The following is a 21,549-nucleotide window of genomic DNA, read 5'->3' on the forward strand; positions in this document are numbered from 1 at the left end:
AGCAAGGAGGAAAAACCGATGACCGAATCAAAATTACTTGTAAAACGTGAAGGGGATTTTCATTACCCGATCTGTTTTGAAGAAGACTTTTCCAATCTGGCGCAGGCAATGCTAGGAGAAGGTCTTTCAGACAGAAAGATCTGTATTGTAACAGATTCCAATGTCGGACCTTTATATGAAGAAGCTGTAAAAAAAGCCTTAAGTGAAGTAAGTGCAGAGATTTCGGTGTTTACTTTTGAAGCAGGCGAGAAAAGCAAGAATCTGGATACGGTTTCCGCTTTGTATCAGACTCTGATCAGCAATGGACTTGACAGAAAAAGTCTTCTGGTTGCCTTGGGAGGCGGAGTTGTCGGTGATCTTACCGGATTTGGAGCTGCTACTTATCTTCGAGGAATTGATTTTATCCAGGTGCCGACTACACTGCTTGCACAGGTTGACAGTAGCGTAGGTGGAAAAACAGGCGTTGATTTTCAGCAATATAAAAACATGGTCGGTGCTTTTCATCAGCCACGTCTTGTATATATGAATCTGAATACACTTACCACACTTCCAGACGAACAGTTTGCCTGTGGAATGGGTGAGATATTGAAAACAGGTCTGATCTGTGACGGAGATTTTTTCCGTTTTGTATGCCGCGAACAGAAAGAAATCAAGTCACTGAATATGAAACTGATTGCAACTATGGTACGGAGATGCTGTGAGATTAAAGCCGGGGTTGTGGAACGCGATCCAAAAGAGCAGGGAGAGAGAGCACTTCTGAATCTTGGACATACAGTGGGACATGCCGTAGAGAAACTGAAAAATCTGTCTCTTCTCCATGGACAATGTGTAGCAGCCGGATTGGTTGCTGCCGCTTACCTTTCCATGAAGCGCGGTCTTCTGACAGAGCAGGAATATCAGGAAATTCGTAAAGGCTGTGAAGATTATGATCTTCCGGTACATGTAGATGGGCTTATTCCGGAAGAAGTTCTTGCAGCAACAAAAAAAGACAAAAAAATGGAACAGGGCCATATCAAATTTATTTTGATGGATGGAATCGGAAAGAGTTTTATTGATAAAACTGTTAAAGACGAGGAACTTCTTTCCTGTATTCAGGAGATTACTTTATGATCAACAGAACAAATACGCATCAGAAGATTTCTGCTGTCAGCTGTCTGATCTTTGATATTTTACTGATGCTGGTTCTTGTTGCTGCAGATCAGATTGCAAAACGGCTGGCTTACGTATATTTAAAGAAACAGCCCTCAATATCTTTGATCCCAGGCGTACTGGAGTTGCATTATCTTTATCCGGAGAACCGTGGAATTGCTTTTGGAATGTTTCAGGGAGGTGTACTGTTTTTTGCGATAATAAGTATTCTGTTTCTTGGAGTGATCGTTTATGCCTGGATACATATTCCTAAAGAACGTTTTTATCTCCCATTGCTTATGATCGCAGCGGTTCTTTCTTCCGGGGCTCTTGGAAATTTTATTGACCGTTTTTTCAGAGGATATGTAATTGATTTTATTTATTTTTCGCTGATTAATTTTCCTGTTTTTAATCTGGCGGATATTTACGTAGTTGTAAGCGGAATATTATTGATTCTTTTTGTCTGTACGAAATACCGGGATGATGATTTTTCATTTCTGGGCAGAAAACACTGATCTTATCTTGCAGGAGAGATAAAATATGGAAATATATGATTATACAGCAGAAAAAAATGAATCCGGTGTACGAATTGACCGCTATCTTGCAGAGAAGGACAGCGGTCTTTCAAGGTCTTTTATCCAGAAGCTTCTGAAAGACGGACAGGTTACTGTCGGAGGAAAAAAGGTAAAATCCAATTACAAACTCCGTGAAAATGACAGTATCCATCTTGAAGTTCCGGATTCCAGTGAACCGGATATCATTCCGGAGGATATTCCTCTGGATATTCTTTATGAGGATGATGACGTTCTGATCGTCAACAAGCCAAAAGGGATGGTTGTGCATCCTGCTGCAGGACATTATCAGGGAACCCTGGTAAATGCAGTTATGGCACATTGTGGAGACAGCCTTTCCGGTATTAACGGGGTTCTGCGTCCTGGAATTGTTCACCGGATCGACAAAGATACAACTGGCGCACTTCTGGTCTGTAAAAATGATACTGCACACAGAGAGCTGGCTGAACAGCTGAAGTGTCACAGTATCAGAAGACGGTATCGGGCTATCGTACAGGGGAATCTGAAAGAAGACGAGGGGACAATTGAAGGCCCTATCGGGCGTCATCCAACAGAACGAAAAAAAATGGCTATCAATCCCAAAAACGGCAAGGAAGCTGTCACCCATTACAAGGTTATTGAGCGTTTTGGAAATGCCACTTATGTAGAATGCCGGCTAGAGACAGGGCGTACACATCAGATCCGTGTTCATATGGCGAGTATTGGTCACCCACTTCTTGGCGACACGGTATATGGTTCATCCAGAAATCCATATCATCTGGAAGGACAGACTCTTCATGCGATGATTCTTGGATTTGTACATCCACGAACTGGCGAATATATGGAATTTAGTGCACCACTTCCCGAGTATTTTGTTAAATTGCTGTCAAAATTGCGAAAATAGCTGGAAAAATTGTGCAATGTATTGTATAATAGAAACATTAAAGACGAGGCGGATATTGTAGTATCTTTTCGCCGACTCATATGCAGAAAGGATGTGGCTGTTATGAATAACAATACAACAAGTTCCATTATTACAATTGGTCGTAAATATGGCAGTGCCGGAAGACAGATCGGACAGGAAGTTGCCAAATATTTCGGAATTAAATGCTATGACAAAGAGCTGCTGGAACATGCAGCCAATGACAGCGGAATCTGCAAGGAGCTGTTTGAACATCATGATGAGAAACCTACAAACAGTTTTCTTTATTCGCTTGTAATGGATACCTATTCTTTCGGGTATTCATCCGCCGGTTTTACAGATATGCCAATGAATCATAAGATTTTTCTGGCACAGTTTGAAGCAATCAAGAAACTGGCTGCCGAAGGTCCGTGTGTAATGGTTGGACGGTGTGCGGATTATGCGCTGGCTGATGATAAGGACTGCTTCAGTATATTTATCCATGCGAATCTTGACTGGCGTATTAACCGTATTTCCGAGAAATACAACAAAAATGCCAAAGAAGCGAAAGATATGATCAACAAGACAGATAAGAGCCGTTCCAGCTATTATAATTATTATACCAACAAAAAATGGGGTTCTGCTGACAGTTATAATCTTTGCCTGGACAGCAGCAAGCTTGGTATTGATGGAACTGCGAAAGCGATCATTGAAGCTGTTCATATTTATGACAGTCTCAAAAAATAAGTATCGAATTTCATTTTTGGTACCCTGCCTGAACCGGCAGGGTACTTTTATATTTGTTAAGAAAAGATATAAGTATTTTATGCTTTTTTTAGACACAAACAGGAAATGTTATGTTATAATTCACATAGTGGAGGAATATTATTATGAAATTTCGTTGGAATCATCGCTATGTGCAGTTGGGTGTAACTGCATTTCTGGTTATTGCGGCCAGTATTCTTTTTTATTATGGGATTTTTCATATGCAATCCCTGGTCACCGGAATTAAGACGTTTTTCAGCATTATGGCACCCATTATTTATGGTGCAGCTATTGCGTATCTTCTGACCCCGATCGTCAATTTTCTGGAGAGGAAGATTATTTTTCCCCTGTTTGAAAAAAGAGAAAAAATACTTCAGAAAAAAGGGAAAAAAATAGTCCGCTGGATCTGCGTACTCTTATCTGTATTTTTCATGTTTCTGGTGATCTATGCACTTGTCATGATGATCCTTCCTCAGCTGATCCGAAGCATCGTGAATATTATTTACAGTTTTCCTCATTATGTGAATGTAGTGGAAGACTGGCTGAATTCCATTGTAAAAAAGGGCTGGAAACTGAATCCGGATATGATCACCCAGATTAACCAGTATTCAAGCAGACTGCAGGAATATCTGACAAATACATTACTTCCGCAGATGCAGTCCATGATGAAGAACATATCTGCAAGCTTTCTGGATCTCCTTGTTTTCCTGAAGAATTTTCTTATCGGAGCTATCGTGTCTCTGTACATTCTTGCTGATAAAGAGGGATTTGTTGCAAAGGCTAAAATGGCCACATATGCAGTTCTCCCTGCAAAATGGGCAACATTCATGGTTCATGCCATGCGCTTTACGCACAAGACTTTTGGTGGATTTATAAGTGGTAAGATTCTGGATTCCGCGATCATAGGTGTGTTATGTTATGTTGGGACAGCTATTATGGGAACCCCATATGCAATTCTGGTCAGTGTGATCGTAGGCGTTACCAATATTATTCCGTTTTTTGGTCCATACCTGGGAGCAATTCCATGTATCCTTCTTATTTTGCTCGTAAATCCACTGCAGAGTTTGTATTTCCTGATTTTTATATTGATTCTTCAGCAGTTTGACGGAAATATCCTCGGACCGAAGATTCTTGGTGAGTCCACAGGATTGTCAAGCTTTATGGTCATTGTTGCGATTATGATCGGTGGCGGACTTTTCGGAGTTCCTGGTATGATCGTCGGAGTGCCTGTTTTTGCTGTTTTAAATGCCGCTGTATGGAAACTGATCGGACGTAGTCTTGATGAGAAAGAGATGTCTGCAGACTCGGATTTTTACAAAGACATTGACTGTGTTGATCCCCTTTCCGGAAAAGCCCTTCCAATGCCGGTAAAAGAATCTACGGCAAAAGCAAAGATACAATCAGTCGCAATTCAGACAGAAAAGAACAGATTCTGGACCGGTGCATGGAATGAAATCAAACGAATGTTTGCATATTTTGTAAAGTTTATTCAGGCTAAATATATAGGATTCCGTCTGAAGCAGAAAGAAAAGCGGAGAAAGAAAAAGATATGAAATTTGTGATCCAACGTGTAAATCACGCAGAGGTTAAAGTAGACGGTGAAACCGTCGGAAAGATTAATAAGGGGTTTCTGGTTCTGGTCGGCGTTAGCCGTGAAGATACAAAAGAAGATGCTGACTGGTATCTGAAGAAGCTTCTGGGACTTAGAATCTTCGAAGATGAAAACGGAAAGACCAATTTATCCCTGGCAGATGTAAACGGAGAATTGCTTCTTGTTTCACAGTTTACCTTATATGCAAATTGCCGAAAAGGAAACAGACCAAGCTTTATTGAAGCCGGTTCTCCGGATGAGGCAAATCATCTGTACGAATACATTATTTCAGAAGCCAAAAAACAGGTTCCAGTTGTAGAACACGGAATTTTCGGAGCAGACATGAAAGTTTCATTAGAAAACGACGGACCATTTACAATTATTTTTGATGAGAGCATGAAGAAATAATAATCAAAACATTGATCAATGTAAGTGCTTCCTGAGGGAGGCACTTTATTTGCAGTTTACAGTAAAAATAAACAAAATCATAAGAAGTGGCTGGTTTCATTGTTCATCTATTTGAAAAACTCGGGTTTGTCGTATAGATATAGATGAGCAGAAAAACCACTTCTTCAGCACAGATTTTAATCAAAGGAGTTTTTATGGATAACAAAATCACATACCACGAACAAAATGACATAAACAATACTTTAAAGCTCCGTGAAGTTTTAAAAACACTCCCTCCGTTTTGCAGGGATTATTTCCGGGCTATTGATGCAACGACTACAACAAAAACAAGAATTTCCTATGCATATGACATCCGTATATTTTTTCAGTTTCTGTTAGATCAGAATCCAATGTTCAAGGATAAATCCATGACGGATTTTACAGTTGATGTTTTGGATCAGATCAAAGCTGTTGATCTCGAGGAATACGAAGAATATCTGAAAGTTTATAAATCAGTTGACTCTTCCAAAACCGAAACAAACGGTGAACGAGGCGTCAAACGTAAAATTTCGGCTTTGCGGAGTTTCTACGCTTACTATTATAAACATGAAATGATCACTACCAATCCGTCGGTTTTGATCGATGTGCCTAAGATTCATGATAAAAACATTATCCGCCTGGATACAGATGAAGTTGTCATGCTTCTTGACTATATTGAACATTGCGGTGATACTCTGACCGGCCAGAAACGCATGTACCATGAAAAAACAAAGGACAGAGATCTTGCTATTGTAACTCTCCTGCTTGGTACGGGAATCCGTGTATCAGAATGTGTTGGCCTGGATGTTGAGGACGTGGATTTTAAAAATAACGGAATCAAGGTTACACGAAAAGGCGGAAATGAAATGGTTGTATATTTCGGTCCTGAAGTGGAAAAAGCCTTAAAAAAATATCTTGAAGTCAGAGAAAGCATTGCGCCTCTGGCTGGACATGAACATGCTCTCTTCTATTCTACCCAGCGCCGCCGAATCGGTGTTCAGGCAATTGAAAATCTGGTGAAAAAATATGCCAGAGAAGTTACAACGACCAAAAAAATCACACCTCATAAGCTTCGAAGCACCTACGGCACAGCTCTTTACCAGGAAACCGGCGATATTTACCTTGTAGCGGACGTTCTTGGCCATAAGGATGTAAATACTACCAAGAAGCATTACGCAGCTCTGGACGATGCCAGACGGCGTCAGGCAGCCAAAGCTGTTCGTCTCCGTGAAGACTGATAAAAATCTATTATGTTATTGCAATTATTAAAAGCGGGAAATAATTTACATAAAATATATTATGTAAATTATTTCCCGCTTATTTAAATCCTTCATATGAAATAATATTTATTCATCAAAGTTTGCTTCAAATACCCCCTCCGAAGTACGCATGGTAAGTATGCCCAGATTAAATTCACTGTCCATAATCGTAATATGGTACTCGAATATCACATCATCATCAAATTTGGAAAGAAGAACATAACTTCCATTCTCTTTTCCGTCGATCTGATCGCAGATGTCATCGTAAACTTCTTCACCGGAGATCTTTCTCGGGTATCCGCTGGCTTTAATCTTCTCTTCGATTGCTTTATACAATTCTTCCATTGTGTGTTTCTATCCTTTCTGATATTTTTTGATAAAATTAATAAAATTATCATACCAGATTTGCCCGGAAAAATCAGCAACTATTTCACAGGATCATTTTTTCTCGTAAAGAAATTCCTCCGGAAGCGTAACCTTGAAATCCTTTGCCAGTGCACGGAAATCATTCGGAGTGATCGTCTGAAGTTTATGCGGAGTCATAGATAATATCTTAACCAGGATTTCAGCAGATTTTTCTACAGTATGGAGCAGCCCGAAAGTCAGATCGAAATCTTCTCCTGAACAGAACATTCCGTGGTGAGCCCAGATAACAACATCATATTTTTTCATCAGTTCCGCTGTTTTGATCGCAATGTCTCTTCCGCCAGGAACCATCCATCCGATGACGCCGACACCATCCGGAAAAACAACAGGGCATTCTGTTGCAGACTCCCACAGTTCTCTTGTAAATACCTTATCATCCAGCGGAAGAACAAAAGTCAATGCAATAGTGTTGGTAGTGTGTGCATGGTAGATAACACGATGTCTTCCGTTCGTGAGCTTTTTCTTAACCTCATGGTTCATAAGGTGGGTAGGCAGCTCGCTGGTCGGCCGTCCGCCTTCTACAAGTCCCCAGCGGATACGATAGTTTGTTCCGGTTTCATCAAGCTCGATGATCGCGAGACATACTTCCGGGTCAACGATAATGTTACGGAAGTATTTACCGCTTCCGGTTACCAGGAAAAATTCTCCGGCAAGGCCCGGAACCTCCACACCGATCGGGGTCCATTCGCCGGGAGCGTTCAGACGTGGGCGGATCATCTCTACTTCTTCTGCTTTCAGACGGTAGCTTAAGTTTCCACCGTTTCTTTCGTGCCATCCCTGCTGATATCCATCATCTGCCATTTTGATAAAGCCCTGTACAAATTTTGATTCAAGAATTTTCATGATATATTTCCTCCTGTATTAACTCTAGTCAATCAGACATTTCGGTTAAATGAATATTGTAATTCATCTTTTATTCCAAAATGTTGTTTGTTGTTGTATTTCTTTTTTGCTTGTGTTGTTTTATGTTGTTTACATGATAATTATATGTCTGTTTCTGTGGTTTGTAAATACTTTTTTTAAAAAAATATGCACAAATCCACATATAAATAATGTAGATATATTATAATCATTCAACAAACCACATGCTTTATGACGAAATCAGTCATGAATAGCCATATATAAATCTATATCTCATATTCTTTTCTTTATCTTTCACCAAAACAGCAACCAAAACCTCAAATAATAAAAAAAGTCCTGTATATGCGTGAAATATCACCCCGCATATACAGAACTTTATAGGAACGATTTATATACCATACCTCCTGACAGATATTTACTTATAACGGCATGCAGGAGCATCCGATGCCGAGGCCGTCCGGACCGATGTGGCAGGAAAGTCCCAGTGAAAGATCATCGCACATAACTTCCATGCCCGGAAAGCTTTCTTTGATCTGTGCGACCCAGTCAGCAGTAACCTCTTCAGTACTGCTGGAAGCTGCCATAAGATAAACTTTTCCTGCTGCATACTCTTCCTTAAAAGTGGTCTCCAGCTCCGTGTGCATGGCATCGATCATAGCTTTCCTCGATTTTTTCATGCCTCTGCACTTCTGAAATACATCCAGTTTACCGGTACCGAATTTCATAACCGGCTTGATGTTGAGGAGATTTGCAGCCAGAGCCGCACTGGATTTAATACGTCCTCCTCTTTTCAGATATTCCAGGGTACTTAAACCTACATAGATCACCATTTTATCACGAGAAACTTCTAGGATATTTTTAACCTGAGAAGCAGAATAGCCTTTTTCGACAAGCTCAATGGCATCCAGAACAGAGCGATGAAGAGGTGTAGAAACCCGCCCATTGTCTACTACAAAAACCTTATTTTCGTACTTGGACTCTCTGGATAAAGCAGCCGCAGTCATGCAGGAACCGCTTAAACCACTGCTGAGGGGAATATAAACGATCTGCTCATAAATTTTCAGCATCTCATCCCACATTTCCATAACCTCGGATGGGGACGGCTGAGAAGTTGACACATCGGCTCCTTCTCTTAAGTTTTCATAAAATCCGGCTCTGGAGAAATCCAGATCTTCCTGGAAAAGTTCTCCATTCAGATAAAAAGGCATGGGCAGTACATGGATATCAAGCTCCTCCGCTTCTTTTTTTAAAATTCCACTGTGACTGTCTGCCATGATTCCAATCTTTTTCATATCTTATATCTCCTGTAGATCATCATTAGTTATATTCCAAAATTCAATTTGCCTGATAAAGAAATATCGTTTCACGGAACCGTTTTTTATTCAGTTCGCGCATCTGAGAAGTTTCGTTTTTCTTTATAAATCCATGAGCTTCCATAAATGAACGATGATCCATCTGATCCATATATATGGAATAAGTATTGCGCTCATTTTGGGAAAGCTGCGCCAGCAGACCCGAACCGATTCCATTACGGCGATAGTCTTTGCTTACATAAAGAAAAAGAATCTGATTTTCTGAATCTGTTGTCAGCTTCTGCTGCATCTGCCGGATCTGGCTGAAGTGCTCTAGATTTTTCCGTCCTTCACCGGAAAGTTTCAGGCGAAGAAAATGGTACACTTTTTTCAGCCGACAAACAGGTGCCGGATGTCCGGCTTTTTGTTTTCCGGTTATCAGAACACCAACTGTCTGGTCGCGGTAGGTTGCAACTGTGATCTGGTTCCGGTGAATCATATAATCATAAAACATAATCTTTGTCAGATGTTTTTCTGTGTGTGGTTCTTCGAATTCCCAGCGGTCATGGTAATTTTTTCTGATGAATTCCTGAATAAAAGGAAAATCCTTTTTTACTGCCTTTCTGTAGGCAGGCTCTTTTTTTAACTGCATACTGATATTCTCCTGAATTGTTATAGGTAAGCAAATATTGGTCATTCTGCTACTGTATACTGTAATATAAGTTTTGCAACTGAATATCAACTGTTTCTCAACAATTGTTGATGTTGGAGAAATATTTTGTACAAAACAAAAAATACAGGCATGCAAAAAAATCATGCACACCTGTATCTGGTCTGAAAAAATGCTCATTTTATAAAGTTACTGTAAAACGACAGCCTCCATCAGGAATATTTTCGGCAGTAATGCTTCCTTTACACAAATTCAGAATCTGCTTTACCAGAGCAAGCCCCAGCCCATTCCCCTCCTGTTTATGCGAACTATCTTCCTGGTAAAATTTGTCAAAAATATGTTTCAGTGCGTCCTCACTGATCCATGGCCCTTCATTTTCTATTGAAAAGAGGATTTTTTTGCCCTCAGGCACCATGCGGATATGGATCGTACCACCGACGGGACTGAACTTTACAGAATTAGAAAGCAGATTATCCCATACATGGCTGATCAGACTTTCATTTCCCATATATTCAACATCTACCATATCCACATCGAATTCAATCTCTTTTTTTGACCAGTCCGGTTCCAGCAGAACAATGGACTGACGGATCTGTTCATCCAGCCGGTACCAGTTCTGCCGTGTCTGGATCGACTGATGCTCAATCTTTGATAAAAGCAGAATATTTCCTGCCAAATGAGAAAGCCTTCGCGTGTTAAAAAGAATTTTATCAATATATTCTTCCTGTTCTCCTGAAACAGGAACCTCACTATTCTGCAAAAGGGTGGCATAGCCCTCAATCGCGCTGATCGGGGTTTTGAATTCATGGGAAACATTGGAGACAAAATCTGTCTGCAGAATTTCTGTAGCCTCCAGTTCCTGTACCATCCGATTAAAATTCGTGTAGATATCCTGAATCTCTTCAAGCTCATTTCCTGCCTTCAGACGAATGGAAAAATCACCTTCTGCTACCTGCTGCATTGCTTTTTTCAGCTTCAGGACAGGTCCAAAATACCGGATGCTGAGAAAATTATTAAGGACAATACCTGCGATCACGCTGGAAATAATGATCCATACAGTATAAGGAATGTCGGAAATATGAAGAACATCCATAACGAGCCAGGAAACAAATGACACGCAGATCAGTTCCGACATGATCATAAGGATAAAACGCATACGTATACTCAGATGAATCTTTTTCATGCTTTTACCACCTTATATCCAACCCCACGGATCGTAACGATCCTGAAATCTGTATTATCACGGAAACGTTCTCTCAGACGGCCGATATGTACATCAACCGTATGAGCATCGCTGGAAGAATCATATCCCCAGATATCATCCATCAGCTGCTGCCTGGTAAAAATTTTCCCTGGAAAAGAAATCATCTTATATAAAAGCATGAATTCTTTCTGCGGAAGAACCATCGTCTCATCCGGAGTATATACAGTCAGAGAATCGCATTCCAGTATCGTATCCCCAATACGCTGCTTCCGTTCATTGATCATCTGAGCTCTCCGAAGAAGCGCACCTACACGTAAGACCAACTCATTAATATTTACCGGTTTCACCATGTAATCATCGGTGCCTGAAAGAAATCCCATCCGCATATCATCAAAAGCATCCTTAGCTGTGACCATAAGAACCGGTATGGAATCACCGGAATCTCTCAGAGAACGTACCAGCTCATAGCCATCCATATTCGGCATCATGATATCGGAAATGATCAGATCATAATAATCATGCTCAAGGGCTACAAGAGCTTCCTGCCCATCCGAAACACCTTTCACGGTATAGCCGTTTTTCAGAAGAACATGCCGGAAAAGCTGACGCAGTTCACGGTCATCCTCAGCAATCAGTATTTTAAACATATTACATCACTATCCTACTCTTTTATTTTTTTTTCAATATCCATATTTTCAGGCAGTATGCAGCTTAAAACAATAGATATGACAAATACAACAGCAACTACATTTTCTGCAAAAACAGACTGTATGATAGATGGGAAAATATCCCAGATTCCACTTTCACTTGCCGTAGTAAAACCGATACCCACAGCCAGGGAAAGAGAAACGATCGTAATATTTCTCTGGGAAAAGCCGCAGGATGCAATCATCTGTACACCAGAGGTCAAAATAGAGCCAAACATCATAATGGTACATCCGCCCACAACAGAATCCGGAAGTGAGGCAAAGAAATTACCGATCGGCGGAAGAAGTCCTGCCAGAATCATACATACAGCACCGGTCATGATCGTAAAACGATTTACAACCTTTGTCATAGCAACCAGGCCTACGTTCTGAGAAAACGAGGTTACAGGCGGACAGCCAAACAAAGAGGAAATGGTGGAAGCATATCCGTCACAGGCCAGTGATCCGGAGATTTTTTTTCCTGTGATCTCCCGGTCCAGTCCGGATGATACCAGTGCTGAAGTATCACCAATTGTTTCAGCCGCAGATACCAGAAAGATGATATAAGACCACCTATCATAACAGCGCCGATCACAGCAGGGTACCCATAATTTGCTGCAACAGTGCTTAAAACAGTAACAAAGGTAAAGCTGACGCCCATGACCACTGGAAGCCGGGAACCGATCTTCCAGAGCGGATAAAGCTGGATCAGAGTGGCGATACCTGCTACAAACATGGCGTTCTGAAGCAGAATGGCAATCTGAGCCTGACTGAGAGCTGGCTGAGCGGAGGCTGCGATCAATGTGATCGGAGTCAGAGCTGCTTTGCATTCTTTTAAATTCTCCCTTCTTATATATAAGAAAACACTACCTGACTATCATATCACAGATTACATATGGAAACCAGACGGATTTTGGTAAATAAATACAATAATAGATAAAATATATCAGAAAATGAATATTTATACACAAAAAATAAAATATCCTATTGCATTTTTATATTTTTTACTGTAAAATTATTAACCAGGTGAACACAAATGTATGCCATACCCGAACACTGATTACAAAGATGTAACCAATCTGACTGTATCAGTGTTTTTTAATATACAATGGGGAAATGAGGAAAAGATTATGGAAAAAAAGCATGAAATGATGAGTCTGGAGGACTCCGAACAGCTGAGAGGCAGAATGAAGTTTTTTGAGCAGGAACTGCTGAAGCATCATCACATCGATCCCAATCTCTATGTGGAATATGATGTAAAAAGAGGTCTTCGTGATTCAGCCGGTAAAGGTGTACTTACCGGTCTTACCGAAATTTCAGATGTTACCGGTTATAAGCTGGTTAATGGCAGACGTATTCCGGCAGATGGTGAGCTGTATTATCAGGGAATCAATGTGCAGGATATTATCAATGGCCTGAAAGACAGACGTTTTGGTTTTGAGGAAACAATCTATCTTCTTATTTTCGGCCAGCTTCCAAGTAAGGATGAACTTTCCAGATTCCTGGAGCTTCTTTTTGATATGGAGGATCTTGGAGGTCGTTTTGTCCGCGATGTCGTTATGAAGGGAACCAATGCCAATATCATGAATGCTATGGAGCGCTGCGTACTTGCACTTTATACATATGATGATAACCCGGAAGACATCTCCACAGAAAATGTTCTCAGACAGTCGCTGGAACTGATTGCCAAGCTTCCTGAGATTGCGGTTTACTCCTATCATGCATACCGCCATTTCCGAAAGGACGATACACTCTTTATCCGTAATCCTCAGAGAGGACTTTCCATGGCAGAGAATATTCTTCTTATGCTTCGTCCAGATGGCAAGTATACAGAACTGGAGGCCAAAGTTCTTGATATCGCCCTTGTACTTCACGCAGAACACGGTGGTGGTAACAACTCCACCTTTACCACACATGTAGTTACTTCTTCCGGTACAGACAGCTACTCTTCAACTGCTGCTTCTATCGGTTCACTGAAAGGACCACGTCACGGTGGCGCCAACCTGAAGGTTCAGAACATGTTTGCAGATCTGAAAGCCAATGTAAAGGACTGGGAAAGTGATGAAGAGATTACGGAATATCTGCAGAAGGTTCTGAATAAAGAAGCTTTTGATCATGCAGGACTGATCTATGGTATGGGACATGCGGTATATACACTCTCCGATCCTCGTGAAGTAATCCTGAAGCGGTTTGCCCAGGCCCTTGCCGAGGAAAAAGGAATGACCGATGAATTCAGACTTTATGATAAAGTTGAAGGAATCGCTGGTAAGCTGGTTATGGAACACAGAAAACTATTCAAGAATGTCTGTGCGAATGTGGACTTCTACAGTGGATTTGTTTACAGCATGCTTGGAATTCCGGAAGAACTTTTCACTCCGATCTTCGCTATCGCACGTATGCCTGGCTGGAGTGCACACCGCCTGGAAGAGCTGATCAGTGCAAACAAGATCATCCGTCCTGCTTATAAATATGTAGGACATCATACAGACTTTGTGCCGTTTGATGAACGATAAAAAAATAATATAATTTATGTTGAAATATTAAAAGAACGGAAGCTACGTACTAATTACAGTAGCCTCCGTTCTTTTTGGTGGTTATTCAAGTTATTCGGTTAAAATTCTAGCGGAAACTTTTCAGCCAGTTTACAAGAGAATCGTACCAGATATTATCGTATACGGTCTTTTTCATCTGATCATCTACAGGGCCGTTTCCTGCCATTTTGGCTAAAATAGCATTCTGAAGTTCTGCGACAGTCATTTCCTCCGGAGTTTTATTGGAAACAGGGACAATATTTTCTTCCTCTGGAATGGTTTCTGTCGTCACTTCTTCATTAGCCTGAGTATTGTCAGGGGTTTCGTGAATGGTTTCTGGTTTTTCAGCTTTCGGAGTTTCCACCTGTACCGGCTTATACTCCGGCATGTCACCGGCCGGAAGCCAGATCTCGCCACTGTTGGCAGCAACATTTACACGGATACGTCCCCCCTGAGCAGTAACCCTTTTTCCTGTAAGAGCACCAACATACTCCGGAGCACTTCCGGTTGGAAGGTTCATCTCGGCCTCGCTGTCATCGTTGTTTACAGTAACGATCACACGAATGCCATCCAGATCTCTTGCAAAAGCAAACTGGCGGTTGGTAAGAGCCAGCTCTGCATAGCTTCCATAACTTAATGCAGGAGTATTCTGACGGATTTTGCCGAGGGCTGCGATCAGTGCAGTACACGGATTCTTTTTGACAGAGTCTGCATAATCATCAAGAGCAAGAGCTGGTCTCAAGCTGGCATCGGAAAACTTCTCTTTTTTGCCGTCGATTCCAAATTCAGATCCATAGTAAATACTTGGTACACCTGGTAAAGTATAGAGCAATACATGCACCGGAGCAAAATGTGCCTTGTTCATAAGTTTGGTGTGAATTCTCTCTACATCATGGTTGTCCACAAAATTGTACAGATCGAGATCTCCCATATTCTGGAGATATTTTACAGTGTGGGCAATCTCAAAATAGTTATGATCATTATGTCCACTGTAAAGAGCCTTATGCAGTGCATAATTGGTAACGCTGTGAAGTGTCTGTCCGTTTACCCAGCGGCTGTAATCTCCATGGATTACCTCTCCCATCAGCCAGAAATCTTTTTTTACCTCATCGGCTGTATGGCGAAGAATTCGCATAAAATCAAAATCAAGTACATCAGCAGCATCCAGACGGATACCATCAATATCAAACTCGGAAACCCAGAAATGGATCACATCGCAGATATAATTCTGTACTTTAGGGTTACGCTGGTTCAGCTTCACAAGAAGGTTGTATCCACCCCAGTTTTCATAAGAAAAGCCGTCATTGTATTCTGTATTGCCACCGAAATTCACGTTGCAGTACCAGCTCACATATGGGGAATTCTCCCGGTTTTTCTGAATATCCTTAAATGCAAAGAAATCCCGGCCAGTATGATTGAATACACCATCAAAGATCACACGGATTCCTTTTTCGTGGCATGCTTTTACAAAGTTGGTAAGATCCTCATTCGTTCCCAGACGTGAGTCCAGTTTTTTGTAATCGGTTGTCTCATAGCCATGTCCCACACTCTCAAAAAGCGGACCGATATATAAGGCAGTACAGCCGATCTCTTTGATATGGTCAATCCACGGCAGCAGGGTATTCAGTCGATGTACAGGAGTCCCGTAATCATTTTCCTTCGGAGCTCCTGTAAGTCCAAGTGGATAAATATGATAGAAAATTGCTTCGTTGTACCAGCTCATAATATTACACCTCTGTTCTAAAAATTTGTAATTTCCCGATAATTATGAGAAATTACACGAATATCTTCTTTATAATACCAGATTTTCACAAAACAATCCAGGAAAAATTAGACAATTTTTACAAGAAAAATCCGGCAGATTGTCAACGGCCGGATTTTTAGATACTCTATATGATTTTATTCATCAAATTCTGTTGTAACGATAAAACCACGTGGTGTATGTTCAATACTCTTGATAATACCTTCTTTTGACTTAATGCGGTCTGCATTTTTGTAGCAGCCGGACATCGCCACTGCAGGTTCGATGATATAGCTGTAATTGGTGGCAGAGAGAAATTCCGAGATCTTTACTTTATCTCCTACCTGGATCAGTCCCTGTCTTTCCATTTTAAATTTTTCTTCACGCATGAACAAAAGCCTTCTTTCTGATATTATGGTGCTACATGATATAAAAGGATATTTTAAGTGCAGATTTTTTATAATGCCTTATGATCCGGATGGAATCCGTACCAGAAGTTTCCTGTTATCTTTTTCTACCATGGTAAGAACCGGGATATGTTTTTTACGCAGTGCATGAACGATTGGATACAGAGAAAACATGGCATCTGACACAAAAACAGCTTCCGGCTTATATTTCAGGATCTGTTTCACCTGCTCTTTGATATAGCTCTTCCATTCAGATTTTTCCAGGGCAACCTCTCCGTAGGCGTTCTGTATGGAAATCTCCGGTAGTTCCGGAAGAGGAAGCTGCGTAATCCTGACAGCTGCAGTTGTTGCAAGTTCCTGCAAAAGAACGAGAGCTTCTTCCGTTGCTCCCAGACTTACGATCACCGCTTCTTCGTGAAAGGCTGCAAGGCTGCTTCGACATGCTCTGAGGGAATCCTCCAGCGTTCCACAGGTCATAAGGAATCCGCCCTTGTGACAGAAAATGGCACTGTCAAGGCCTGTGACTTTTGCAAGCTCCGATCCCTCCAGGCCAAGCCACTGGGAAGGAAAGCTGCACTTATAGTTCATGGAATATTCCTTTTTCTGCGGCTGGATACAGTAGCCTCCACGGTTGGAAGGAAAGATCACAAAAGCGATGTTTGTTTCGGAAAGTTTTTTCTGGCAGGGGATAAATTCCGGAAGTACCAGAATATTGGTATTCTCAGCAGGAGTCTCGCCGGAATCAAGATTCTTCTGGTGCTGTGATAAAATCTCTTCTACGCGCATATCTGCACGTTCATTGCCACGGTAACGCTCGAATTTGTTTTCCAGAATCATACCGGCAACACTGACAGCCTGAAAAAAAGCCTGGTCATTGCTTCCCGTGGAATCCCAACCAGGATTAAAATTCCCAATCAAAGTGGCAAGCTCATTTTTTTCTCCGGTATTGTCATTGTTATCCAGCGGCTGAACGAAGGCTTCGTCAAATTTTTCTGCAAGTTCTGCACCGAGGATCTCCTCTCCTAATACTTCCCATAGAAGTCCGAATGCTGCGTAAGGAATTCCATTCTCTCGAATGCGGCTGTCCTTCTGGTGATGATCAAACTCTCCTCTTCCGATATCAAAAACAATTCCTTCGTAATCGTCCGGTACTTTGTTCCCACGTATAATTGTAATCTCAGGATTCAGATATAAAAGCAGGGCAGCAGAAAAAACGTCATCTGCATGAAATTTTCCACTGTGTGTAAATGCAGAAGCATTCGTCTGATTGATTTTTTCCAGTAAATAATTCATATGAAACTCTCCTGTATGTTTATTCTTTCGTAAGTATACCACAGAATCAGAAAAGAATAAACATACGGACATAATCAGACATTTACCGGAATACAGATTTCTGTTACGAATTTATCGGTATTGTTTGTGATACCGTTATCAATCGTTCCAGCTCCCTCTGCTTACGCTGTATCACTTCTTTTTGATGAACCAGTTTTTCCTCAATGATCTCTGTGTCACGATTGTCCAGAAATGCTTTTATCTGGGAAAGTGGAAAATCCAGAACCCTGAGATATCGTATGGTATTGAGCAGTTCGAACTGACGCGGACCATAATAGCGGTATCCGGTATCCGGGTCTGTATATTCCGGTTCCAGAAGAGCAGCCTGTTCATAATGACGAAGTGTTCCCATACTGATGTGAAACATTTTTGCAACTTCACCGATGAGAAACAATTTTTTATCTTCCATCGTTCACTCCTGTTTCCGGTTGTGCTTTAAACAGACCAGAATGGCTTTTCAGCCAGCCATAGGCCAAAAGACAGATCAGCACAGAAAGAAGTGAGCCTGCCGGTGCGGCCATTCCCATAGGAAACAACGTATCCGGGAAAAATCTGGATGCCAGATAGGAACCTGGAATACGGACAAGAATGATCGCAATGATATTGTGAATAAATCCGATATAGGATTTTCCATATGCACAGAAATATCCGGTAAAGCTGAAATGAATGCCTGCAAAAATACAGTCCCAGATATAGGAACGGATATATTGGGTACCGAGTACGACCACGGCAGCCTCTGCAGTAAACGCCTGAACAATACCAGGTGCTATCAGCTGTACAATCACAGAAATGATGATTCCGTAAATGGTAGTGATCATAATACTATAGCGCAAAGTTTTTGCTGCACGGTCATGTTTTCCGGCACCGATATTCTGAGCCGCCAGTGCTGAGACCGCTGCCAGCATAGAGGACGGAACCAGAAATACGGCACTGATAACCTTTTCCACGATTCCCACAGCTGCGGCATCATTAAGTCCCCTGTGATTGGCAATGATGGTGATCACAATAAATGCAACCTGAATGCAGCCATCCTGCACAGCAACAGGGATACCAATTTTTAAGATCTGAGTCATAACGCGATGATCCGGACAAAAATCAGCAGCTATGAGATGAATCCCCATTCCTTTTTTACAGATGGAAACTAATGCAATGATAACGCTGAGTGTCTGTGCAAGGGTGGTTCCAAATGCTGCTCCGGATGGACCCATATGGAAAAATCCAATAAAAACATAGTCAAGAACAATATTCGCGGCGCAGGCGATCGCAACGAAATACATGGGCGTTCTGGAATCGCCCATTCCACGAAAAATAGAACTGATAATATTGTATGCCGTAATAAAAGGGATTCCAATAAAACAGATAACAAGATACTGTGTTGTTCCGGCTACTGCTTCACTGGGAATTCCGATAAGTGCAACAATCTGTCTTACAAAAAGAAGAAGGATTGCTGTGAATATAATAGATACAAACATGAACAGAGTTACTGTGTTTCCGATAGCCCTTGCAGCATCCTTTTTTTTGTCTGCGCCGATTGCACGGCTTATGGTAACGGTAGCACCCATGGCAAGGCCTACAATAATAACTGTCAGCATATGCATAACCTGACTGCCATTGGATACAGCCGTAATAGCATCTACATGACAGAACTGACCTGTGATAAAAAGATCTGCCATGCCATATAACGTCTGCAGAAAATAGGACAATAGATATGGCAGTGCAAAATATACGATCGTTTTAAAAAGATTTCCGGTTGTAAGATTTTTTTCCATGATTATAAGACCTCCATGTGTATAATTTAAACCTTACAATAGTTGTAATGTCAATGTTTTTTTGTATGGGAGATAAGTTTCTTTACGATTTTGCACCCAAAAAGGGAATCTGCTGTTGACAGATTCCCCCTGATAATTGTGTATTTCTTCGTATGTACTGATCATACACTTCCAATATTCAATTTTATTATAACGCGCAGATAATCTTATCCTGGTATGCTGCCGGAACTTCCTCTTTATCCAGAGACATGCTGATGATGAAAGAAACCTTAAACTCATCACCGATTGCGCTTAACTGATCAAGTGTCTCTGTTACATCTTTACCTTCGAGTTTTGCTGTTGTCAGGAAGCTGTCAAGATAAACCTGTTCCAGATCATGATCCTGTGACAGAATACCGCAGATAAAACCTACGAACTCATCGGCATTCTTAACCGGGAATCCGGAAACATCAATAAGACGAACCTTATTATTCAGCTCATACATGTGCTTGGTGCTCTTGTCTAAGTAAACGATACTGCCGTTTGCATCTTTCACAGCTCCGTTTACCTTGTCTAACAGTACTTTTGTTTTGCCTTTGCCTTTCTTTCCTACGATCAGTTCAACCATCCTGTTTTCCTCCTTAGACACGTATAATAATTTTGAATAAAATTGCTATCAATATGCTTTATATTATAGTGCACTATAACCGAAAACACAAGAGCATTTTTAAAAAATCCAGCAATTTTTATAAAAAGTCGCGTATTTGTTGGATTTGTGTGTTTAATCAACAGCCCCTTTCATTTTCCATCTGTGCACGTGCTTTTCGGGCAACGCGCGCAGTGCTGTTCATGATACTGGCGCGGGTAACTTTGTCGTTGCCAAATTTAAGACGGATGGAGTCCAGAGCAGCATCCAGTTTTTGATGTCGTTCCTTTTCGCTGGTATCCTCGAAAAAGGACAGCTGTTCAAAAGAATCATCGGTAAGTCCTGTCAAAGATACTCCGATCAGGCGGAGAGGCTGTCCCTTCCAGGAATCTGCAAACAATTTTCGGACGTTTGTATAGATTTCATCAGTAATATCAGTGGCATTGGAAAGCTTCATCTGATGAGATCTGTTCTGAAAATCCAAAGTGCGGAAAGTCACAGATATACAGCTGCATTTTTTCTTTTTGCGTCGCATACGTGTTGCAAGGATATCACATTGTTCCAGAAGAAGTGGAAAAATCTGTTCCAGCGAAATCATATCATCATTGAAGGTTGTCTCCACGCTGAAACCTTTCGCCTCTTCAGGCTGTGCTTTCACAGGGGAGTCATCTAGGCCATTGGCATACTGATGCAGCTGCTGACCAGCCTTATCACCTAAAAGCTGCTGGATTTTTGATTTTTTTTCATGAGCCAGTTCCCCAATCGTTCGGATCCCGGCCGCGTTAAGCTTCTGTTCAGAAGATTTGCCCAGAAAAAGGAGCTCTCGCACCGGAAGAGGCCACATTTTGACAGGGATCTCATCCGGAAACATGGTGTGGACTTTATCCGGTTTTTCAAGATCTGAAGCCATTTTTGCCAGAAGCTTGTTAGTGGAAACACCCACATTTACAGTAAAACCAAGCTCACGATGTATCTGATCCTTAATTTCGTGAGCTGTTGCAATGGGATCTGGATAGATAAATGAAGTCCCCGTCATATCAAGAAATACTTCATCTATGGAAAAAGATTCCATGACAGGAGCATAAGATCTACAGATATCCTTAAAAGCCCGGGAGCATTTATCATAAAGTTCAAAGTCAGCAGGAACTGTGACCAGTGCTGGACATTTACGGAGTGCCATTGCCATAGGTTCACCGGTCTGTATGCCATATTTTTTCGCAGGAATGGATTTTGCCACTACAATGCCTGTCCGTTTGCTGGGATCCCCTCCGATACAGGAAGGAAGCTCACGGAGGTCAGGCAGGCCCTGCTCTACTCTGCGTACAGCTTCCCATGAAAGAAATGCACTGTTTACGTCAATATGAAAAACTAATCGTTCCATAGA

Annotated in this window: 21 protein-coding genes and 1 pseudogene; 8 read left to right on the forward strand and 14 right to left on the reverse strand. The window is 41.4% G+C overall.

Features of this window, described 5'->3' with window-relative positions; translation table 11 throughout:
• Window positions 1–18 precede the first annotated feature (18 nt).
• The 7 genes from aroB (at window position 19) to WMO28_RS13160 (ending at window position 6,600) form a co-directional block, all read left to right on the forward strand.
• Window positions 19–1,110 carry a 3-dehydroquinate synthase gene (aroB, locus tag WMO28_RS13130; RefSeq protein ID WP_349057246.1) on the forward strand — a complete coding sequence of 364 codons (1,092 nt, stop codon included), beginning with the start codon at window positions 19–21 and terminating at the stop codon, window positions 1,108–1,110.
• Window positions 1,107–1,643 carry a signal peptidase II gene (gene lspA, locus WMO28_RS13135; RefSeq protein WP_349057247.1) on the forward strand — a complete coding sequence of 179 codons (537 nt, stop codon included), beginning with the start codon at window positions 1,107–1,109 and terminating at the stop codon, window positions 1,641–1,643. The genes aroB and lspA overlap by 4 nt, the downstream gene beginning before the upstream one ends.
• A 25-nt stretch (window positions 1,644–1,668) precedes the next feature.
• On the forward strand, window positions 1,669–2,583 hold the full coding sequence (locus WMO28_RS13140) for an RluA family pseudouridine synthase (protein ID WP_349057248.1): 915 nt from the start codon (window positions 1,669–1,671) through the stop codon (window positions 2,581–2,583).
• Between the two features lie 102 nt (window positions 2,584–2,685).
• Complete coding sequence (locus WMO28_RS13145; protein WP_349057249.1) at window positions 2,686–3,327, forward strand: cytidylate kinase-like family protein; 642 nt, start codon at window positions 2,686–2,688, stop codon at window positions 3,325–3,327.
• Window positions 3,328–3,470: 143 nt separating this feature from the next.
• Window positions 3,471–4,898 carry an AI-2E family transporter gene (locus WMO28_RS13150; protein ID WP_349057250.1) on the forward strand — a complete coding sequence of 476 codons (1,428 nt, stop codon included), beginning with the start codon at window positions 3,471–3,473 and terminating at the stop codon, window positions 4,896–4,898.
• Complete coding sequence (gene dtd / locus WMO28_RS13155; protein ID WP_349057252.1) at window positions 4,895–5,344, forward strand: D-aminoacyl-tRNA deacylase; 450 nt, start codon at window positions 4,895–4,897, stop codon at window positions 5,342–5,344. Before WMO28_RS13150 ends, dtd begins: the two co-directional genes overlap by 4 nt.
• Before the next feature lie 194 nt (window positions 5,345–5,538).
• The gene (locus WMO28_RS13160; RefSeq protein ID WP_349057253.1) at window positions 5,539–6,600 is read left to right on the forward strand and encodes a tyrosine-type recombinase/integrase; all 1,062 of its coding nucleotides are present in this window, start codon (window positions 5,539–5,541) and stop codon (window positions 6,598–6,600) included.
• 108 nt (window positions 6,601–6,708) lie between these two features.
• Here WMO28_RS13160 and WMO28_RS13165 read toward each other — a convergent pair whose 3' ends face one another.
• From WMO28_RS13165 to WMO28_RS13195, 7 genes and pseudogenes are all read right to left on the reverse strand, one after another.
• A complete protein-coding gene (locus tag WMO28_RS13165) occupies window positions 6,709–6,966 on the reverse strand; it encodes a hypothetical protein (protein ID WP_349057254.1) in 258 nt (85 codons plus the stop codon).
• 93 nt (window positions 6,967–7,059) lie between these two features.
• Window positions 7,060–7,890, reverse strand: a complete 831-nt coding sequence (gene rhaD, locus WMO28_RS13170) for a rhamnulose-1-phosphate aldolase (protein WP_178645119.1) — start codon at window positions 7,888–7,890, stop codon at window positions 7,060–7,062.
• 437 nt (window positions 7,891–8,327) lie between these two features.
• On the reverse strand, window positions 8,328–9,200 hold the full coding sequence (locus WMO28_RS13175) for a DegV family protein (protein WP_178645118.1): 873 nt from the start codon (window positions 9,198–9,200) through the stop codon (window positions 8,328–8,330).
• Window positions 9,201–9,243: 43 nt separating this feature from the next.
• A complete protein-coding gene (locus tag WMO28_RS13180) occupies window positions 9,244–9,852 on the reverse strand; it encodes a GNAT family N-acetyltransferase (protein WP_349057255.1) in 609 nt (202 codons plus the stop codon).
• Between the two features lie 199 nt (window positions 9,853–10,051).
• Window positions 10,052–11,053 carry a HAMP domain-containing sensor histidine kinase gene (locus WMO28_RS13185; protein ID WP_349057256.1) on the reverse strand — a complete coding sequence of 334 codons (1,002 nt, stop codon included), beginning with the start codon at window positions 11,051–11,053 and terminating at the stop codon, window positions 10,052–10,054.
• Entirely contained in the window at window positions 11,050–11,721 is a 672-nt protein-coding gene (locus WMO28_RS13190) for a response regulator transcription factor (RefSeq protein WP_349057257.1), read from the reverse strand. Before WMO28_RS13190 ends, WMO28_RS13185 begins: the two co-directional genes overlap by 4 nt.
• Before the next feature lie 14 nt (window positions 11,722–11,735).
• Window positions 11,736–12,577 (reverse strand): annotated as a pseudogene (locus WMO28_RS13195) (solute carrier family 23 protein); the annotation flags it as partial.
• 370 nt (window positions 12,578–12,947) lie between these two features.
• Between WMO28_RS13195 and WMO28_RS13200 the strand changes: the two are divergent.
• Window positions 12,948–14,273, forward strand: coding sequence for a citrate/2-methylcitrate synthase (locus WMO28_RS13200; RefSeq protein WP_435376530.1), 1,326 nt, complete (start codon window positions 12,948–12,950; stop codon window positions 14,271–14,273).
• A 106-nt stretch (window positions 14,274–14,379) separates the two neighbouring features.
• On the opposite strand, the gene WMO28_RS13205 is transcribed toward WMO28_RS13200, so the two are convergent.
• The 7 genes from WMO28_RS13205 to WMO28_RS13235 form a co-directional block, all read right to left on the reverse strand.
• A complete protein-coding gene (locus tag WMO28_RS13205) occupies window positions 14,380–16,014 on the reverse strand; it encodes an alpha-amylase family glycosyl hydrolase (RefSeq protein WP_349057259.1) in 1,635 nt (544 codons plus the stop codon).
• 176 nt (window positions 16,015–16,190) lie between these two features.
• A complete protein-coding gene (locus WMO28_RS13210) occupies window positions 16,191–16,421 on the reverse strand; it encodes a hypothetical protein (protein ID WP_349057260.1) in 231 nt (76 codons plus the stop codon).
• Between the two features lie 78 nt (window positions 16,422–16,499).
• Window positions 16,500–17,732 (reverse strand): MYG1 family protein, encoded by a 1,233-nt coding sequence (locus WMO28_RS13215; RefSeq protein ID WP_349057261.1) that lies wholly within the window; start codon window positions 17,730–17,732, stop codon window positions 16,500–16,502.
• A 103-nt stretch (window positions 17,733–17,835) separates the two neighbouring features.
• On the reverse strand, window positions 17,836–18,180 hold the full coding sequence (locus tag WMO28_RS13220) for a MerR family transcriptional regulator (RefSeq protein WP_349057262.1): 345 nt from the start codon (window positions 18,178–18,180) through the stop codon (window positions 17,836–17,838).
• A complete protein-coding gene (locus WMO28_RS13225) occupies window positions 18,170–19,540 on the reverse strand; it encodes an MATE family efflux transporter (protein WP_349057264.1) in 1,371 nt (456 codons plus the stop codon). Before WMO28_RS13225 ends, WMO28_RS13220 begins: the two co-directional genes overlap by 11 nt.
• Window positions 19,541–19,727: 187 nt before the next feature.
• On the reverse strand, window positions 19,728–20,147 hold the full coding sequence (locus WMO28_RS13230) for a twitching motility protein PilT (RefSeq protein WP_349057265.1): 420 nt from the start codon (window positions 20,145–20,147) through the stop codon (window positions 19,728–19,730).
• A gap of 157 nt (window positions 20,148–20,304) precedes the next feature.
• Window positions 20,305–21,546, reverse strand: a complete 1,242-nt coding sequence (locus WMO28_RS13235) for a DNA polymerase Y family protein (protein WP_349057266.1) — start codon at window positions 21,544–21,546, stop codon at window positions 20,305–20,307.
• Window positions 21,547–21,549 lie beyond the last annotated feature (3 nt).

Source organism: Blautia aquisgranensis, from assembly GCF_040096615.1.
Classification (GTDB): Bacteria; Bacillota; Clostridia; order Lachnospirales; family Lachnospiraceae; genus Blautia_A; species Blautia_A aquisgranensis.

Coding starts and splice junctions, on each gene's coding strand:
- WMO28_RS13180 (WP_349057255.1), bottom strand. CDS start 9,852: ATGCAGTTAAAAAAAGAGCCTGCCTACAGAAAGGCAGTAAAAAAGGAT.
- rhaD (WP_178645119.1), bottom strand. CDS start 7,890: ATGAAAATTCTTGAATCAAAATTTGTACAGGGCTTTATCAAAATGGCA.
- WMO28_RS13210 (WP_349057260.1), bottom strand. CDS start 16,421: ATGCGTGAAGAAAAATTTAAAATGGAAAGACAGGGACTGATCCAGGTA.
- WMO28_RS13205 (WP_349057259.1), bottom strand. CDS start 16,014: ATGAGCTGGTACAACGAAGCAATTTTCTATCATATTTATCCACTTGGA.
- WMO28_RS13200 (WP_435376530.1), top strand. CDS start 12,948: ATGAAGTTTTTTGAGCAGGAACTGCTGAAGCATCATCACATCGATCCC.
- WMO28_RS13150 (WP_349057250.1), top strand. CDS start 3,471: ATGAAATTTCGTTGGAATCATCGCTATGTGCAGTTGGGTGTAACTGCA.
- dtd (WP_349057252.1), top strand. CDS start 4,895: ATGAAATTTGTGATCCAACGTGTAAATCACGCAGAGGTTAAAGTAGAC.
- WMO28_RS13225 (WP_349057264.1), bottom strand. CDS start 19,540: ATGGAAAAAAATCTTACAACCGGAAATCTTTTTAAAACGATCGTATAT.
- WMO28_RS13160 (WP_349057253.1), top strand. CDS start 5,539: ATGGATAACAAAATCACATACCACGAACAAAATGACATAAACAATACT.
- WMO28_RS13165 (WP_349057254.1), bottom strand. CDS start 6,966: ATGGAAGAATTGTATAAAGCAATCGAAGAGAAGATTAAAGCCAGCGGA.
- aroB (WP_349057246.1), top strand. CDS start 19: ATGACCGAATCAAAATTACTTGTAAAACGTGAAGGGGATTTTCATTAC.
- WMO28_RS13190 (WP_349057257.1), bottom strand. CDS start 11,721: ATGTTTAAAATACTGATTGCTGAGGATGACCGTGAACTGCGTCAGCTT.
- WMO28_RS13185 (WP_349057256.1), bottom strand. CDS start 11,053: ATGAAAAAGATTCATCTGAGTATACGTATGCGTTTTATCCTTATGATC.
- WMO28_RS13140 (WP_349057248.1), top strand. CDS start 1,669: ATGGAAATATATGATTATACAGCAGAAAAAAATGAATCCGGTGTACGA.
- WMO28_RS13215 (WP_349057261.1), bottom strand. CDS start 17,732: ATGAATTATTTACTGGAAAAAATCAATCAGACGAATGCTTCTGCATTT.
- WMO28_RS13175 (WP_178645118.1), bottom strand. CDS start 9,200: ATGAAAAAGATTGGAATCATGGCAGACAGTCACAGTGGAATTTTAAAA.
- WMO28_RS13145 (WP_349057249.1), top strand. CDS start 2,686: ATGAATAACAATACAACAAGTTCCATTATTACAATTGGTCGTAAATAT.
- WMO28_RS13230 (WP_349057265.1), bottom strand. CDS start 20,147: ATGGTTGAACTGATCGTAGGAAAGAAAGGCAAAGGCAAAACAAAAGTA.
- WMO28_RS13220 (WP_349057262.1), bottom strand. CDS start 18,180: ATGGAAGATAAAAAATTGTTTCTCATCGGTGAAGTTGCAAAAATGTTT.
- lspA (WP_349057247.1), top strand. CDS start 1,107: ATGATCAACAGAACAAATACGCATCAGAAGATTTCTGCTGTCAGCTGT.
- WMO28_RS13235 (WP_349057266.1), bottom strand. CDS start 21,546: ATGGAACGATTAGTTTTTCATATTGACGTAAACAGTGCATTTCTTTCA.